Here is a 17,049-nt window from a genome sequence, read left to right on the forward strand (position 1 = left end):
ATAAATATTTAGAGGGGGGATTTAGATGGTACCTACTTCGACAATGATCGGTATCATTGCCACATTTCTTATTGCTGTTGGAACACCTGTAGTTCTGTTAATTTTCTTCAAAAGAAGGTTCAATATTTCATTAAAGGTTCTATTGTTTGGTATGTTAACCTTTTTCTTGTTTGTATCGATATTGGAACAAATCGCTCATGGCTATTTCCTCTTAGGGAATGCGACGACAAAGAAATGGTTTGAAAATCCATGGCTTTATATGTTGTATGGCGGCTTGATGGCTGGGTTATTTGAAGAGACGGGCAGATTCATCGTTATGAAGTTTGCTTTGAAGAAATTTCGCGAATGGAAGGATGGGCTTTCATTTGGGCTTGGTCATGGCGGCTTTGAAGCTATTTCACTGATCGGACTAAATAGTATTATGATGATCGTTTACTCTATTATGATAAATAATGGATCTTTTGATTCAATTATGATTGATGACCAGATGCGTGCAGCGATGGCACCTATTAAAGAACAATTGACTACTGGTCCATCTTATTTAATTTGGTTAGGTGGCCTTGAAAGATTAAGCGCGATTGCGATTCATTTAGGCCTTTCCGTTCTAGTTTTATACGCGATTACAAGCAAAAAGTGGATATATTACCCACTGGCAATTGTTATCCATGCACTGTTTGATTTTCCGGCGGCGCTTTACCAAACAGGGACGATTACGAACATTTTTGTAGTCGAATTCATTATTCTTCTCTTTGCGATTGGAGCAATTTACTGGGTTGTTAAATCAAGAAAACTGTTTAAGCAAATAATAGTGAAAGAATAACAGTAGAATCCCCGCTTGAACGAAGTGGGGGTTCTGAAATTTTGAGAGATAGGAGAAAAGAAAATGACGATCTCATACGATGTGATTTTTGAAAAAATGGAACATGAATTAAAACAGGCAAAAGTTGCGTCAAATGATACCGAATTGCAAGCTCATATTTATGCACTAAAAACGTTAACTGAAATCATCCTTTCTGGAAAATCGGCAATAAATTCTATCAATCAACAAAAGGTCAGTAAGGTAAATCTTACTCCGCAAAAAGAAGTACATAATCTGGCAATCCTAAACTCTGAAACGCCAAAAAGCGAAGATGGAGCTAATGGGGATTCGATTTTTGATTTTTAGATAAGTACATTATTAAAAATATTAAAGGAGCAATTGAAAATGAAACTATTTATCATTCTAGGGGCTCTAAATGCCCTTTTGGCTGTGGCTTTAGGGGCTTTTGGTGCTCATGGATTGGAAGAAAAACTAACACCGAAGTACTTAGAGGTATGGAAAACGGGCGTTCAATATGAAATGTTTCATGCTTTAGGTTTGATGATCATCGGGATTTTATCTAGCAAATTTCCAGCTTCTTCACTTTTATCGTGGTCAGGATGGTTGATGTGCATTGGCATTGTCCTATTTTCAGGAAGCTTGTACATATTGAGTACATCAGGCATTAAAATTCTTGGTGCTATAACTCCTTTTGGCGGAGTAGCCTTTTTAGTTTCTTGGTTATTGCTTATTATTTTCGCAGTGAAACAATTGTAAAAAAACGAACATTATTTTATGTATTTTATTTATATTTCGGTTTTCATTGAGTTTTTTCGGAAAAACTATTGAAATTCCTCCTATTTTCATTTAAGTTATAAAAGTGGAGTTTATCTCGAGCAAAATTCTTCACTATTAAAATGAAAATATGGAGGATTTATTTATGAGTAAACCAAAAGATTCGGTTATCGAACGTTTATTTAAATTATCATCTTTCCAAACGGATAACCGCACGGAAATCATGGCCGGATTGACTATATTTATGACGATGCTTTATGTCTTAATTGTTGTACCAGGTATGTTAGCAGGAGCGGGCATGCCGAAGGGGCCTGTTACGGTTGCTACGATTTTAATGATTGGTATTGTAACGATTATTATGGGCTTATTTACTAACCGTCCTTTTGCTTTAGCACCTGGGCTAGGATCAGTGGCGTTTCTAGCTGTAACGCTTGTGACAGCTGAAGAGATTCCTTGGCAAACAGGTATGGGAATGGTTTTTATTTCCGGTATGCTATTCTTATTGTTTACCGTTTTAGGCTTAAGGCAGTTAATTGTTCGTTTGATGCCGCCTGCTATTAAACTATCAATCGGTGCAGGGGTAGGATTGTTTATTGCGTTAATTGGTTTTCGTAACGCTGGATTAGTAGTAGCTAGCGAGAAGGCAAATTCTTTGCAAATGGGGGATATTGGTTCTCCTGAGGCGATTCTGGCTTTAATTGGATTTTTGATTATGAGTGTTTTATTAGCGCGAAAAGTTAGAGGACATCTCTTAATTGGGATCGTTGTGACAACAATTATAGGTATTCCGATGGGAATTACTAAATTACCTGATTCCATTTTTTCACTACCTGAAAGTGTAGGACCTGTTCTTTTTCAATTAGATATTATGGATGCTTTAAAGTTATCTTATTTTCCATTGATCCTAGCGTTTTTCGTTCCTGATTTCTTTTCAAGCTTAGGTACGTTCCTTGGTGTAGCGGCTAAAGGTAATATGCTTGATAAAAATGGCGATTTACCGCAAATCGATAAGCCATTCATTGTTGATGCTGGAGGTACAGTATTAGGATCACTATTTTCTGTTCCGGTTATGACGACATATGTTGAGTCAGCTGCAGGGGTAGAAGCTGGTGGACGTACAGGATTAACGGCTGTGTCAACAGGGGTATTATTTTTACTAACACTATTTATCACGCCAATCATTATGATCATTCCGAGTGCAGCAACGGCTCCAGCTTTAATTCTCGTCGGTTTAACGATGTTGTCTGCCGTTAAAAATATTGATTTTAGTGACACAACAGAATCTTTGCCTGCTTTTATGACGATTGTCATTACGATTTTCACTTTCAATTTTGGAAACGGAATTGCAGCTGGTATTATTTCCTATGTTTTAATAAAAAGTCTTGGTGGTCGATTTAAGGAAGTACATCCGGGTCTTTATGTTTTATTGATTCCTCTCATTCTCTATTTTGTGACGATGGCATAAATGAAGGAGAAAATAGAAAGGGTGGTAAAGTTATGAAATTGACAAGAACAAATATAGTTGCTGCAGCTCGTGGCGATGTCCCTATGGATCTAGTGATACGTGGAGTAAATCTTGTGAATGTGTTTACTGCGGAGGTTTACCAAGCTGATATCGGAATTAAAGAAGATCGCTTTTCTGCAATTGCACGATATGAAAATGGAGAGCCTGAGTTTAGGATGGAAGGTACGTCAGAAATTCAGGCAGAGGGACGTTACGCTGTTCCAGGGTTCATTGATTGTCATGTTCATATTGAAAGTACAATGGTTACGCCAGACATGTTTGCCCGAGCAGTATTAAGGCATGGAACGACTGTCGCAGTAATCGACCCTCACGAAATCGGTAATGTTATGGGGGAAGAAGGGGTCAAATACATGGTAGATGCAAGTAGAGGTCTTCCTGTAAAGATCCTTACGACCATCCCATCTTCTGTTCCAGCCGTATTGGGACTGGAAACAGCTGGGGCAGAATTTCATGCTGAACAAATTACTGAACTACTAAAACTTCCGGATGTTGTTGGAATTGCTGAGTTGATGGATTACCCTGGAGTTATTAACCAAAGCCCGCGTATGGCGGGAATTGTCCAAGCTGGTCTCGATGCTGGTGTGTTAAATGAAGGACATGCGCCAAGAGTGAGCGGTCGTCCATTGCATGCATATCTTGCAGCTGGAGTGAATTCAGATCACGAAAGTCGTGCTGTTGAAGAAATTGTTGAAAAACTAAGGGCAGGCATGACGGTATATATACGGGAATCGAGTGTTAGTCAGTTCGCTGATATTGCAGCCAAAGCATGGCAGGAAGTCCCGCATGCTGCGAACTTTGCAATGTGTACCGATGATGTTGAACCGAACGATATGAAAAATAATGGACAAATGAGCAGGGTTGTCCGCCGTTGCATTGAAGAAGGAATACCAGCGCCGATTGCTATCCGTTTCGCTTCATTAAATGGTGCTATTCGCTACGGTTTACGAGATCGGGGAGCGATTGCGGCAGGTTATCTTGCAGATTTTTCACTTGTTGATTCACTTGAGAGTTTGAATGTGCAAGACGTTTATGTTCAAGGAAAACAAATGGTAGCGAATGGAACTCTAATTGAGGATATAACGAGCTCTATTCCGCCACTTGAGAGAAACACGGTCATTATACCATCTCTAGAAGAAGAGGATTTTATTTTAAAAGCTCCGATTCAAAATGGAAAAGTAAAAGTGACCGTCATGGAAATGACACCGATTGGGACAACGGTTCAAAGTTCCCTAGAAGTAGAAGTTATCGATGGGAAAATTCAATCTCTCCCTTCTGACTATCTATTTGTTGCTGTAATTGGCCGGCATGGTCAAAACAAAAAACCATTTGTAGGAGTATTAAAGAATGCTGGACTAAATCGAGGGGCATATGCGACTACAGTTGCGCATGATAGCCATAATCTTGTAGTAGCTGGGACAAATGCTTGCGATATGCTTGTTGCTGCTCAGTATTTAGAAAAGATCGGTGGAGGTCTCACCCTTGTTGATCAAGGTGAAGTGGTCGCAGAAGTCAATTTACCAATTGCAGGTCTAATGGCTCCAGAGCCAGTCGAGGAACTCGGACCGAAAGTGGATGCATTTAATCGGAAAGCAGTAGAAATGGGAGTAAAGGTTGGAAGAAGATCGCCATCGATGGCACTATCCTCATTGACTTTAACCGTTATCCCTCAAATTAGGCTTAGCGATCTCGGATTAGTGGATGTTGATTCACAGAAATTAATACCGTTATTTAATGAATGAATTTGGCAATAAAGTGAAACTTCAATCAGTGGGGTTTTTTTCTATCCCCCACTGATTGTTAGAGGAACAAAGGCTAAATTCGCAACATCCTGTTGCAACGCCTTTGTGACCCGCGTCCTGCGGGCCCGAACCAATCGGGCTTTTACTCTTTAAGGCGCAAGCGCATTGCTCATCGACGTACAAACTTCCTAATAAGGATGAACGGCTAAGGACGCGCCGTCCTGGCGCAACGCCGTTCTGACCAACGTCCTGTTGGCCCGAGATAAAGGAAACACGGCGAAGAATGAGCCGATGTTGACTTATCGTAGGAAGAAGCGTAGAAGTTTGTACGTCGATATGCGCTTAAGCTAGATATGGCTGTTGCCCCCCACTTATAATTCTTGGATTCTCCTCGAATTCTTGAAGTGGGGGTCTTACAGCCAGTTAATGCGGGATAAAGAGGCTGGGACAAAGGTTTTTTAACCCATCATAAATCAGAGCAATATCGTAGATTGTGGATTTACTCGCTCCGGAAATACACTTCGCTTTCCGCGGGGGGAGGGCGGAGGGACGCCTGCAGGATATGGATTTCAGAACGGCAGTGCGACAGACGTCACATTTAGTCTCCGATGGCTCGTATTGGAGATCACTAAAAAATCTCCTTAGACAATAATTTTGTCTGAGTAGGAACAGTAAAATACTAGATTAGAAATAGAAATACGACTTTGAAATTCAGGTGAGTGAATTTAAAGTCGTATTTTTAATGGGTTTTCTCAAAAAATGGCTTTCAAAAGGTTTCGAAATTTTATTTTGAATCATTTAAAACATTATTCGCCCGTATGATTACCTTTTTAAGGTTATCATGGCCCTTAGGCGATGAAAAACAAGTTGAAAGGGCCATGAGAAGAGTTATCATGGCCCTTAGATGGTGAAAAACAAGTTGAAAGAGCCATGAGAAGAGTTGGACCTGTGATTACGGCCATCAATCATCCTGTTTCCCTTTATCTTGGCCAACAGGAAGTTGGTTAGAACGGCGCGTCTTTAGCCGATCATCCGAATTTAAAAGTTTGTATGTCGCTGAGCAGGCACTTTCGCTTTTCATTGTCTAGCTCCAGTTGGCAGCGACTAGCAAACTTACGGTTTCTTCCTACGATAAGTCAACATCGGTTCGTTCCTCACCGTGTTTCCTTTATCTCGTCAGAAAGCCTTTAAGTTTGTACGTCGCTAGACGCCGCCTTCCGCTTTTCTTATTACCTCGGAGGTGAGGATGCGAGTGGGCCTGAGCCGAATGCATACTCATATTCAATAGGCTCGCCAAAGGTAATAAAATCAACATAAACCATTGGAATTAAGTACCTATTCCCAGTTTCCGGATCACTTAGGATGAGATGATCTCGTCCTGCTGCCTCAATGATACCCTTAAAAATCTTTGCATTCCATTCACGATTATTTTCAAAAGTGGCATGAACAGAAACGAGTTTACCTTTATTCAATCTCAATATATTCTCGATATAGGACTCCTCAATTGGCAGCATACCGGGAACATTGACTCCACCTTTTGCTCCTGCACCTGGTACAGGAACCTGCATAGGTTGTGGTTGTTGAAAAAAACCAGGAAATTGACCTTGAGTAAAAGGCATTTGCTGGTTCATAGTTCGGGGATAATAGCCGGCGTTATTTTGATATGGATTCATATTTGCCAAAAATCTCACTCCTTTAAAGAATGGTTGACCAATTATTCTCTCTAATTTGTATGCTTATAAAGGAGTGTGTATTCCTATAATTCTAGAAAGGATCGAAATGGAAGTGATTATAAGAGGAGTGAGGAAAGTTATTAATAAATTGAAAAAGCCATTGTCACGAAGTAATATAGACAATGGCTTTCATTTATTAAATATGGAAAAATGTTTCTGGCTCGTCCAATAAATTACCGACAAAGAAAGAGCCAAATTCCCCGTAACGGGCACTTACTTCGTCAAAACGCATTTCATAGACGATTTTTTTAAATTGTAGAGCATCATCGGAGAACAGCGTAACTCCCCATTCGAAATCGTCGAAACCTGCTGAGCCACAAATAAGCTGTTTGATTTTTCCAGCATATTTACGCCCGATCATACCGTGGCTTCGCATTAATTCCTTTCTTTCGTCCATTGATAACATATACCAGTTATCGTTTCCAGAACGACGTTTATCCATCGGATAGAAGCAAACATAGTTTGTCTTCGGAAGTTCTGGGTATAGACGACTACGCACATATGGATTCTGATAAGGATCTTCATCAGAGTCTTTTGCAAGGTAGTTACTTAATTCCACAACGGAGACATAAGAATACGTTGGGATTGTATACTCAGCTATTGTAAGCTTATTGAATTCATTTTCTAGATCATTTAATTCCTGTAATGTTGGTCGCAAAATCATAAGCATGAAATCGGCCTTATGACCAACAATAGTATAAAGAGCATGGCTGCCTTCTTTTTGTTCTTGACTATCATTAAGCCTATTTAAGTATTGCTTAAATTCGTCTATCGCATTTTGCCTCTCATCAGTTGAAAGAAGCTTCCAAGACGCCCAATCCATTTTTCTAAAATCTTGAAGGGTATACCAACCATCCAATGTTTGAGCAGGTTCACTCATGTGGATCAACTCCTATTCATCGTTCATTTCTTTGGATTATTAATAAAAGAAATTACTAACAATACTATAACATAGTTTTGCCAACTGCTTCTTTTACAAACAAAAATGTGCTAAAAATGACATGAATATACTTATCATTAGTAGTTTTTGATAAAAAAGGTATATGCTAGTAAGGGATCATTTAGATTATAACGACAAGAAAAAGCATCAAATTTGGAGGATGATTCAAATGGTTAAAACGAACGATGATTTATTTGACATTTTAAAGGAAAAAGTGAAAGGGTGGAACAGAAAGATTGTTTTCCCTGAAGCGCTTGATCCGAGGGTTCTTGCAGCAGCTGGTCGTCTAGCTTCCGAAGAGATCGTAACACCTGTGCTGATTGGTAATATGGAGGAAATCGGGCAAAAGGCAAAGGAACTTAAGGTAAAGTTAGACAATATGGAAATATATGATCCAAATGAATATATTGAAATGGATGAAATGGTAGCAGCTTTTGTTGAAAGAAGAAAGGGTAAAGCAACAGAAGAAGCTGCGCGAAAAATGCTGCTAGATGAAAATTATTTCGGAACTATGCTTGTCTATATGGATAAAGCTGATGGATTAGTAAGTGGTGCTGCTCATTCCACTTCAGATACTGTTAGACCAGCATTGCAAATCATTAAAACAAAGCCAGGGATTAGTAAAACATCTGGTGTGTTTATTATGGTTAAAGGGGACGAACGTTACGTATTTGCAGATTGTGCGATCAATATCGCGCCGGATAGCAAAGATTTGGCTGAAATTGCAGTGGAAAGTGCCAAGACAGCCCAGATGTTTGACGTAGACCCACGTGTTGCAATGCTTAGTTTTTCTACGAAAGGTTCAGCTGTTTCCGATGAAACAAAAAAGGTAGAAGAAGGATTGAAATTAGCAAAAGAGATGGATTCCGACTTAATTATCGATGGTGAATTTCAGTTCGATGCAGCTATCGTTCCATCAGTAGCTAAGAAAAAGGCACCAGATTCTCCGTTGCAAGGCGATGCAACTGTTTTTGTTTTCCCTAGCCTTGAAGCAGGAAATATCGGTTATAAAATCGCTCAACGTCTCGGAGGATTCGAGGCCATCGGTCCAATTTTGCAAGGATTAAATGCTCCTGNTACGTCGATATGCGCTTAAGCTAGATATGGCTGTTGCCCCCCACTTATAATTCTTGGATTCTCCTCGAATTCTTGAAGTGGGGGTCTTACAGCCAGTTAATGCGGGATAAAGAGGCTGGGACAAAGGTTTTTTAACCCATCATAAATCAGAGCAATATCGTAGATTGTGGATTTACTCGCTCCGGAAATACACTTCGCTTTCCGCGGGGGGAGGGCGGAGGGACGCCTGCAGGATATGGATTTCAGAACGGCAGTGCGACAGACGTCACATTTAGTCTCCGATGGCTCGTATTGGAGATCACTAAAAAATCTCCTTAGACAATAATTTTGTCTGAGTAGGAACAGTAAAATACTAGATTAGAAATAGAAATACGACTTTGAAATTCAGGTGAGTGAATTTAAAGTCGTATTTTTAATGGGTTTTCTCAAAAAATGGCTTTCAAAAGGTTTCGAAATTTTATTTTGAATCATTTAAAACATTATTCGCCCGTATGATTACCTTTTTAAGGTTATCATGGCCCTTAGGCGATGAAAAACAAGTTGAAAGGGCCATGAGAAGAGTTATCATGGCCCTTAGATGGTGAAAAACAAGTTGAAAGAGCCATGAGAAGAGTTGGACCTGTGATTACGGCCATCAATCATCCTGTTTCCCTTTATCTTGGCCAACAGGAAGTTGGTTAGAACGGCGCGTCTTTAGCCGATCATCCGAATTTAAAAGTTTGTATGTCGCTGAGCAGGCACTTTCGCTTTTCATTGTCTAGCTCCAGTTGGCAGCGACTAGCAAACTTACGGTTTCTTCCTACGATAAGTCAACATCGGTTCGTTCCTCACCGTGTTTCCTTTATCTCGTCAGAAAGCCTTTAAGTTTGTACGTCGCTAGACGCCGCCTTCCGCTTTTCTTATTACCTCGGAGGTGAGGATGCGAGTGGGCCTGAGCCGAATGCATACTCATATTCAATAGGCTCGCCAAAGGTAATAAAATCAACATAAACCATTGGAATTAAGTACCTATTCCCAGTTTCCGGATCACTTAGGATGAGATGATCTCGTCCTGCTGCCTCAATGATACCCTTAAAAATCTTTGCATTCCATTCACGATTATTTTCAAAAGTGGCATGAACAGAAACGAGTTTACCTTTATTCAATCTCAATATATTCTCGATATAGGACTCCTCAATTGGCAGCATACCGGGAACATTGACTCCACCTTTTGCTCCTGCACCTGGTACAGGAACCTGCATAGGTTGTGGTTGTTGAAAAAAACCAGGAAATTGACCTTGAGTAAAAGGCATTTGCTGGTTCATAGTTCGGGGATAATAGCCGGCGTTATTTTGATATGGATTCATATTTGCCAAAAATCTCACTCCTTTAAAGAATGGTTGACCAATTATTCTCTCTAATTTGTATGCTTATAAAGGAGTGTGTATTCCTATAATTCTAGAAAGGATCGAAATGGAAGTGATTATAAGAGGAGTGAGGAAAGTTATTAATAAATTGAAAAAGCCATTGTCACGAAGTAATATAGACAATGGCTTTCATTTATTAAATATGGAAAAATGTTTCTGGCTCGTCCAATAAATTACCGACAAAGAAAGAGCCAAATTCCCCGTAACGGGCACTTACTTCGTCAAAACGCATTTCATAGACGATTTTTTTAAATTGTAGAGCATCATCGGAGAACAGCGTAACTCCCCATTCGAAATCGTCGAAACCTGCTGAGCCACAAATAAGCTGTTTGATTTTTCCAGCATATTTACGCCCGATCATACCGTGGCTTCGCATTAATTCCTTTCTTTCGTCCATTGATAACATATACCAGTTATCGTTTCCAGAACGACGTTTATCCATCGGATAGAAGCAAACATAGTTTGTCTTCGGAAGTTCTGGGTATAGACGACTACGCACATATGGATTCTGATAAGGATCTTCATCAGAGTCTTTTGCAAGGTAGTTACTTAATTCCACAACGGAGACATAAGAATACGTTGGGATTGTATACTCAGCTATTGTAAGCTTATTGAATTCATTTTCTAGATCATTTAATTCCTGTAATGTTGGTCGCAAAATCATAAGCATGAAATCGGCCTTATGACCAACAATAGTATAAAGAGCATGGCTGCCTTCTTTTTGTTCTTGACTATCATTAAGCCTATTTAAGTATTGCTTAAATTCGTCTATCGCATTTTGCCTCTCATCAGTTGAAAGAAGCTTCCAAGACGCCCAATCCATTTTTCTAAAATCTTGAAGGGTATACCAACCATCCAATGTTTGAGCAGGTTCACTCATGTGGATCAACTCCTATTCATCGTTCATTTCTTTGGATTATTAATAAAAGAAATTACTAACAATACTATAACATAGTTTTGCCAACTGCTTCTTTTACAAACAAAAATGTGCTAAAAATGACATGAATATACTTATCATTAGTAGTTTTTGATAAAAAAGGTATATGCTAGTAAGGGATCATTTAGATTATAACGACAAGAAAAAGCATCAAATTTGGAGGATGATTCAAATGGTTAAAACGAACGATGATTTATTTGACATTTTAAAGGAAAAAGTGAAAGGGTGGAACAGAAAGATTGTTTTCCCTGAAGCGCTTGATCCGAGGGTTCTTGCAGCAGCTGGTCGTCTAGCTTCCGAAGAGATCGTAACACCTGTGCTGATTGGTAATATGGAGGAAATCGGGCAAAAGGCAAAGGAACTTAAGGTAAAGTTAGACAATATGGAAATATATGATCCAAATGAATATATTGAAATGGATGAAATGGTAGCAGCTTTTGTTGAAAGAAGAAAGGGTAAAGCAACAGAAGAAGCTGCGCGAAAAATGCTGCTAGATGAAAATTATTTCGGAACTATGCTTGTCTATATGGATAAAGCTGATGGATTAGTAAGTGGTGCTGCTCATTCCACTTCAGATACTGTTAGACCAGCATTGCAAATCATTAAAACAAAGCCAGGGATTAGTAAAACATCTGGTGTGTTTATTATGGTTAAAGGGGACGAACGTTACGTATTTGCAGATTGTGCGATCAATATCGCGCCGGATAGCAAAGATTTGGCTGAAATTGCAGTGGAAAGTGCCAAGACAGCCCAGATGTTTGACGTAGACCCACGTGTTGCAATGCTTAGTTTTTCTACGAAAGGTTCAGCTGTTTCCGATGAAACAAAAAAGGTAGAAGAAGGATTGAAATTAGCAAAAGAGATGGATTCCGACTTAATTATCGATGGTGAATTTCAGTTCGATGCAGCTATCGTTCCATCAGTAGCTAAGAAAAAGGCACCAGATTCTCCGTTGCAAGGCGATGCAACTGTTTTTGTTTTCCCTAGCCTTGAAGCAGGAAATATCGGTTATAAAATCGCTCAACGTCTCGGAGGATTCGAGGCCATCGGTCCAATTTTGCAAGGATTAAATGCTCCTGTAAATGATCTCTCTCGAGGATGTAGTGAAGAGGATGTCTATAATCTTGCACTAGTAACAGCTGTTCAATCAATGGATAAAAGGATGTAGGGAATCGAATGTCAGAGTCAGATTTATTGAAACAAGCCGAATGGAGACTGATCGATCAATCTAGCGTGAATCCCCATTTTCATGCGATTCAATCATTTGCGATTGACGATACGTTATGCAGGGCGGTGGGGAGTGGTTACTCGCCGCCGACTGTCCGTGCTTGGGTACATGTGAACACACTTGTTCTTGGAATTCAAGATACAAAACTTTCATATTTACAACAGGGTCTCGAATACTTGAAGGATAGGCAGTATCAAGCGATAGTTCGAAATTCGGGAGGACTTGCGGTAGCACTAGATGAAGGAGTTTTGAATCTTTCACTTATTTTTCCCGATACGGAAAAAGGGATAGATATTAACCGTGGTTATGAGGCAATGTATAGTTTAACAAAGATGATGTTCGAAGATTTCAATATGAATATTGAAGCGCGCGAAATTGTTGGCTCCTATTGTCCAGGTAGCTATGATTTAAGTATTGGGGGCAAAAAATTTGCTGGAATTTCACAAAGGCGCATTCGCAAGGCTGTTGCAGTGCAAATTTATCTATGTGTTTCCGGAAGTGGGCAAGAACGTGCAAAGTTAGTAAAGGAATTCTATGAACATTCGGGTGCTCATGTGCCAACTAAATTTATCTTTCCTGATATTAAACCGGATGTAATGGCTTCTTTATCAGAATTACTACAAGTAAATCTGTCTGTTCAAGACGTTATGTCTCGTTTTCTCCACGTTTTAAAAAATCAAAGTGATCGACTATATGCTAGCCAACTTCAAGGTATTGAATTAGAATGGCTCCAAGATTATTACGAACGAATGGTAGATAGAAATCGTAAAATCTTGATCGATATGCGTTAGTTGAATTAATTAAAGCCGTGACTGGGGGATGTCACGGCTTTTAATCTATACAATTATAAGAAATTTATTCACTTATTTTTATTACTCGGCCATTTTCTCCAAGTTTCCGTTGCGGTCCATTTTAAAAGTAGTGGAAGCAGGATCCTCTTCATCAAACAATACCAATTTTCTGGCGCGGTTTAGAATTTTCATCAATGTTTCGTAGTCTTCTTGCATTGTCACCGAGTTATCCTCTAGCATGGAGACTTGTTTCTGTAAATTTTTATTTTCCTCAGCTAAATCCATCATTTCCCTTTTCAATCTCTCATTCTCTTTACGAAGGATATCTGTATGAAACTCTGAACTTTGAAGAGTTTGAAGGAAAGCTATAACACTCTCCAAATTCATCGTGCCAGCTGATACAGGTGCAGGTAGAAGGTTGCCACTAAAAGGAATTTGACTTGCTTCTTCTGTTTCCTCCTCAAGCCTCCTAAATGTATCTGCCAAATCAACTTCTGTTTCATTTAATAGTGTTACAGGTGGTTGATAAAGTAATTTCTTTTTTCCGCCTTGATCCTTACCTAACATGCGATGACGTTGTTTCCGTTGTTTTTTAGCTAAATCTAAAGCTTTCTCATATTGATGGCGAACAACAGCATTCCATCTAAATCCGCAAGCTGCTGAAGTGCGATTAAGTTTGTCACCCACCTCTTCAAAAGCATTTAGTTGAGTGCTTCCTTCACGTACATGGCGTAATACTGTTTCAGCTAGTAATAAATCATTTTCTTCTGTCCATGCATCTTGCCTTGTTTTTATTACTGTCATTGTCTTCATCTCCCATTTTTATTTTTAGGCAAGTCTACTTTTGGTGCCTGGCACGCCCCGAAATATGTCGAATCAAAAAGATAGATCGAATTAATTTAAGGGTCATATTTTTTAGAAGCCTTGCCTCATTTATTCTCGTTAGGATTAGAATGGACAACAAAACCAATTTTTATACCAAATTGGTAAAAAAAGTACTAGATAATGATGACTTTATAAAAAGAACTAAAGCCGATATAATAGAAACATGATAGATAGGAAGAGGGCATGTAAATTGGATCATACCCAACTAAAATTAAGTGAAGAAAAAGTGTTCAAAGACCCTGTTCATCGATATGTACATGTAAGAGATAAAATAATATGGAGTCTGATTGGAACAAAGGAATTTCAACGACTCAGGCGAATTAAACAACTCGGGACAACTTATTTAACATTTCATGGTGCAGAGCATAGTCGCTTTAACCATTCATTAGGCGTGTATGAAATTGTTCGGAGAATCGTTGATGATGTGTTTGAAGGACGGCCGGAGTGGAATGAACAAGAAAGACTGCTTTCACTTTGTGCTGCACTATTGCACGATCTTGGCCATGGTCCCTTTTCTCATTCGTTTGAAAAAGTGTATCATACAGATCATGAGCTATTTACGAGGAAAATTATATTAGGAAATACTGAGGTCAATGAGGTTTTACGTCAAGTCAGCCTTGATTTCCCTCAAAAAGTTGCAGATGTAATTGGAAAAACTTATCCTGATAAACTAGTTGTAAGTCTAATATCTAGCCAAATCGATGCAGATAGGATGGATTACCTTCAGCGTGATGCCTACTTTACAGGGGTAAGTTATGGTCATTTTGATATGGAGCGGATATTGCGGGTTATGAGGCCGCGTGAGGATCAGGTCGTTTTCAAATCAACAGGAATGCATGCTGTGGAAGATTATATTATGAGCCGCTATCAAATGTATTGGCAAGTTTACTTTCATCCAGTAACCCGAAGTGCAGAAGTCATTTTAACAAAAATCTTACAACGGGCTAAGGCATTGTATGAAAGTTCCTATCACTTTAAATATCAACCTTTACATTTTATTTCTCTTTTCGAGGAAAATGTTACATTGGAAGATTATCTAAAATTAGATGAACCTGTAATTTTATATTATTTTCAAATGTGGGAAGAGGAAGAAGACAATATTTTAAGTGATTTGTGTTATCGATTTATGAATCGTAATCTGCTGAAATACGTCGAGTTTGATCCGGCTAACCAATATAAATTATTAGGAACGTTGGAAGAACTTTTTCATAAGGCAGAAATTGATCCTGATTATTATTTAGCTGTCGATTCATCTTCAGATCTACCATATGATTTTTACCGTCCAGGTGAGGAAGAAGAGCGACTGCCGATCCATTTATCAATGTCAGATGGAGAATTACACGAATTATCACGAGAGTCGACTATCGTTGAAGCTATATCAGGCAAACGGCGTACCGACCATAAATTGTATTATCCCGAAGATCTACTCACAGATTATTCGAAGCATGCTGAAATAAAGCAGCAAATCATGTCTATATTGAAAAAGGACTAGTAACAATGAAAAATTGAATCAGGAGTTGAATCGTTTGCCATGCTGAACGACCATCAAAGATTAATGAATCTCTTTGCAGCATCTAAAGAGATTGTCGGACGGAAAAAATTGCAAAAAATGGTGTATATATCGAAAAAAATGGGTTTTCCTTTTCAAGAGAAGTTTGAATTCCATTTTTATGGTCCTTATTCAGAAGAGCTTACTTTGAGAGTAGAAGAGCTTTGTAACTTTGGATTTATAGAGGAGACAATGGAAGATAAAGGGAACTATTATCAATATAAATATGAAGTAACAGAGAACGGTAGGGAATTTGTCAATTTATCCAATATGGTTATTCCGAAATTGGAAGAGTGCTTGATGAATCTTAATCAAAAAAGTGCTCGATTTCTTGAGCTTGTATCGACAGTTCTATACTTCGATCAGCTTCCGAAGATAGAAGTCGAAGAAAAGATTCATACATTGAAACGTAAGCAATCTTATACAGAAGAAGAAATTACAGAAGCTTATACTTATATAGAAGAATTAAAAAAGACAGCTATGACGAAATAAAACGTGTGCTGCTTTTTTGGGAAAAGCGCCATTAAGGAATGAGAGTTTTGTTATGTTTTTATAAAAAAAGATGCTGATAGTCGTAAAATGCTTCGACCATCAGCATCTCATTTTTATTTTCCTTTCCTTTGCGGAACGAACGCTTCCACTTTACTGATCGCTAAGTCTTTTACCGCCTACAGCGTAATGGTTTTTACTCATTTCCTCAATAAACACAACGATTTTTTCTTCAGGGGCTCCAGTAGTCTCGCTGACAGCTGCTGTAACTTTTTCAACAAGTGCCTTTTTTTGATCCTCTGAACGACCCTCTAACATTTTAACTGTAACGTATGGCATGTACATTCACCTCATAAAAATATGTATTAAAGAAAGTGTATGTCTTTTCTTTCTATGAATCAAGACTTGAAACAGATTGAATGAGGATTTTTCAAAGTTTTTGTATAATATCAAGTATAGATATATTGATAACCAAAGGAGTTGGATATGTGGAAGGATTTCTTGAGAGATTTCTCAGATTCCCATTGGAACAAATACCGCTCATTGCGGTAGTTTTATTGATTGCCTTTACTGTACATGAATTTGCCCATGCTTTTACGGCCTATAAAATGGGGGATACTACAGCAAAAGATCAGGGGAGATTAACACTTAACCCGATTCAACATCTTGATCCAATTGGAACTTTACTCATTTTTATTTTTGGCTTTGGCTGGGCGCGTCCCGTTCCGGTCAACCGGCGTAACTTTAGGAATCCCCGATTAGGGGGCATCCTTGTTTCATTGATGGGACCAATCAGTAATTTTATATTAGCCATTATTGGGACTGGTATTTTTTATGTACTAGTTGCTACTGGTGTCGAAGGATCACTGCATCCTCTAGTCATCCAATTTTTAAAGCTATTTGTTTATTTTAATGTATTACTGTTTGTGTTTAATTTAATTCCACTACCACCATTGGATGGTTATAGAATTGTGGAAGACTTAGTATCACCGTCTGTTCGTGTAAAAATGACGCAATATGAACAGTACGGTACACTTATCTTTTTAATTCTTGTGATTACGCCACTCGGGAAGTATACAATTTATCCGATTATTTACAATGGAGTGCCATTTATTATGCAAAGTATTCAAAGGTTCTTCTCGATATTTTTTTAAAA

The 17,049-nt window shown here is 38.7% G+C and carries 16 protein-coding genes and 1 pseudogene; 11 read left to right on the forward strand and 6 right to left on the reverse strand.

The window, feature by feature from the left end; all coding sequences use genetic code 11:
* The first annotated feature begins 25 nt into the window (after positions 1-25).
* The 5 genes from BN1243_RS15745 to ade all read left to right on the forward strand — a co-directional run bounded on the left by BN1243_RS15745 (position 26) and on the right by ade (position 4,858).
* Positions 26-820, forward strand: a complete 795-nt coding sequence (locus BN1243_RS15745; RefSeq protein WP_062108361.1) for a YhfC family intramembrane metalloprotease — start codon at positions 26-28, stop codon at positions 818-820.
* Between the two features lie 63 nt (positions 821-883).
* Positions 884-1,165: a YwdI family protein gene (locus BN1243_RS15750; protein WP_062108365.1), complete on the forward strand. Its 282-nt coding sequence runs from the start codon at positions 884-886 to the stop codon at positions 1,163-1,165.
* 39 nt (positions 1,166-1,204) lie between these two features.
* On the forward strand, positions 1,205-1,576 hold the full coding sequence (locus tag BN1243_RS15755) for a DUF423 domain-containing protein (RefSeq protein WP_062108367.1): 372 nt from the start codon (positions 1,205-1,207) through the stop codon (positions 1,574-1,576).
* A 163-nt stretch (positions 1,577-1,739) separates the two neighbouring features.
* The gene (locus tag BN1243_RS15760; protein WP_062108369.1) at positions 1,740-3,059 is read left to right on the forward strand and encodes an NCS2 family permease; all 1,320 of its coding nucleotides are present in this window, start codon (positions 1,740-1,742) and stop codon (positions 3,057-3,059) included.
* A gap of 32 nt (positions 3,060-3,091) precedes the next feature.
* Positions 3,092-4,858, forward strand: a complete 1,767-nt coding sequence (gene ade, locus BN1243_RS15765; protein ID WP_062108372.1) for an adenine deaminase — start codon at positions 3,092-3,094, stop codon at positions 4,856-4,858.
* 1,229 nt (positions 4,859-6,087) lie between these two features.
* Here ade and gerQ (BN1243_RS15770) read toward each other — a convergent pair.
* Both gerQ (BN1243_RS15770) and hemQ (BN1243_RS15775) read right to left on the reverse strand, forming a co-directional pair.
* The gene (gene gerQ, locus BN1243_RS15770) at positions 6,088-6,531 is read right to left on the reverse strand and encodes a spore coat protein GerQ (protein ID WP_230200299.1); all 444 of its coding nucleotides are present in this window, start codon (positions 6,529-6,531) and stop codon (positions 6,088-6,090) included.
* Positions 6,532-6,727: 196 nt separating this feature from the next.
* Complete coding sequence (hemQ, locus tag BN1243_RS15775) at positions 6,728-7,471, reverse strand: hydrogen peroxide-dependent heme synthase (RefSeq protein WP_062105445.1); 744 nt, start codon at positions 7,469-7,471, stop codon at positions 6,728-6,730.
* Positions 7,472-7,700: 229 nt separating this feature from the next.
* Here hemQ (BN1243_RS15775) and pta (BN1243_RS15780) point away from each other — a divergent pair.
* A pseudogene (gene pta / locus BN1243_RS15780) lies at positions 7,701-8,618 on the forward strand (phosphate acetyltransferase); the annotation flags it as partial.
* Between the two features lie 892 nt (positions 8,619-9,510).
* Here pta (BN1243_RS15780) and gerQ (BN1243_RS15785) read toward each other — a convergent pair.
* Positions 9,511-9,954 (reverse strand): spore coat protein GerQ, encoded by a 444-nt coding sequence (gene gerQ / locus BN1243_RS15785; RefSeq protein WP_230200299.1) that lies wholly within the window; start codon positions 9,952-9,954, stop codon positions 9,511-9,513.
* 196 nt (positions 9,955-10,150) lie between these two features.
* The gene (gene hemQ, locus BN1243_RS15790) at positions 10,151-10,894 is read right to left on the reverse strand and encodes a hydrogen peroxide-dependent heme synthase (RefSeq protein WP_062105445.1); all 744 of its coding nucleotides are present in this window, start codon (positions 10,892-10,894) and stop codon (positions 10,151-10,153) included.
* Positions 10,895-11,123: 229 nt separating this feature from the next.
* Between hemQ (BN1243_RS15790) and pta (BN1243_RS15795) the strand changes: the two genes are divergently transcribed.
* Positions 11,124-12,119 carry a phosphate acetyltransferase gene (gene pta / locus BN1243_RS15795; RefSeq protein ID WP_062108376.1) on the forward strand — a complete coding sequence of 332 codons (996 nt, stop codon included), beginning with the start codon at positions 11,124-11,126 and terminating at the stop codon, positions 12,117-12,119.
* Positions 12,120-12,127: 8 nt separating this feature from the next.
* On the forward strand, positions 12,128-12,970 hold the full coding sequence (locus BN1243_RS15800) for an octanoyl-[GcvH]:protein N-octanoyltransferase (RefSeq protein ID WP_062108379.1): 843 nt from the start codon (positions 12,128-12,130) through the stop codon (positions 12,968-12,970).
* Positions 12,971-13,051: 81 nt separating this feature from the next.
* Here the strand turns inward: BN1243_RS15800 and BN1243_RS15805 are convergent, their stop codons facing one another.
* Positions 13,052-13,765: an RsfA family transcriptional regulator gene (locus BN1243_RS15805; protein ID WP_062110681.1), complete on the reverse strand. Its 714-nt coding sequence runs from the start codon at positions 13,763-13,765 to the stop codon at positions 13,052-13,054.
* Between the two features lie 280 nt (positions 13,766-14,045).
* Here BN1243_RS15805 and BN1243_RS15810 point away from each other — a divergent pair, with 280 nt between their 5' ends.
* Both BN1243_RS15810 and BN1243_RS15815 read left to right on the forward strand, forming a co-directional pair.
* Positions 14,046-15,347, forward strand: coding sequence for an HD domain-containing protein (locus tag BN1243_RS15810; RefSeq protein ID WP_062108381.1), 1,302 nt, complete (start codon positions 14,046-14,048; stop codon positions 15,345-15,347).
* A gap of 39 nt (positions 15,348-15,386) precedes the next feature.
* Positions 15,387-15,896, forward strand: a complete 510-nt coding sequence (locus BN1243_RS15815; RefSeq protein WP_062108383.1) for a YwgA family protein — start codon at positions 15,387-15,389, stop codon at positions 15,894-15,896.
* Between the two features lie 150 nt (positions 15,897-16,046).
* Here the strand turns inward: BN1243_RS15815 and BN1243_RS15820 are convergent, their stop codons facing one another.
* The gene (locus BN1243_RS15820; protein ID WP_062108390.1) at positions 16,047-16,232 is read right to left on the reverse strand and encodes a 2-hydroxymuconate tautomerase; all 186 of its coding nucleotides are present in this window, start codon (positions 16,230-16,232) and stop codon (positions 16,047-16,049) included.
* 149 nt (positions 16,233-16,381) lie between these two features.
* Here BN1243_RS15820 and BN1243_RS15825 point away from each other — a divergent pair, with 149 nt between their 5' ends.
* A complete protein-coding gene (locus tag BN1243_RS15825) occupies positions 16,382-17,047 on the forward strand; it encodes a site-2 protease family protein (protein ID WP_062108392.1) in 666 nt (221 codons plus the stop codon).
* Positions 17,048-17,049 lie beyond the last annotated feature (2 nt).

Source organism: Bacillus niameyensis (assembly GCF_001375535.1).
GTDB classification, from domain to species: Bacteria; Bacillota; Bacilli; order Bacillales; family Bacillaceae_C; genus Lederbergia; species Lederbergia niameyensis.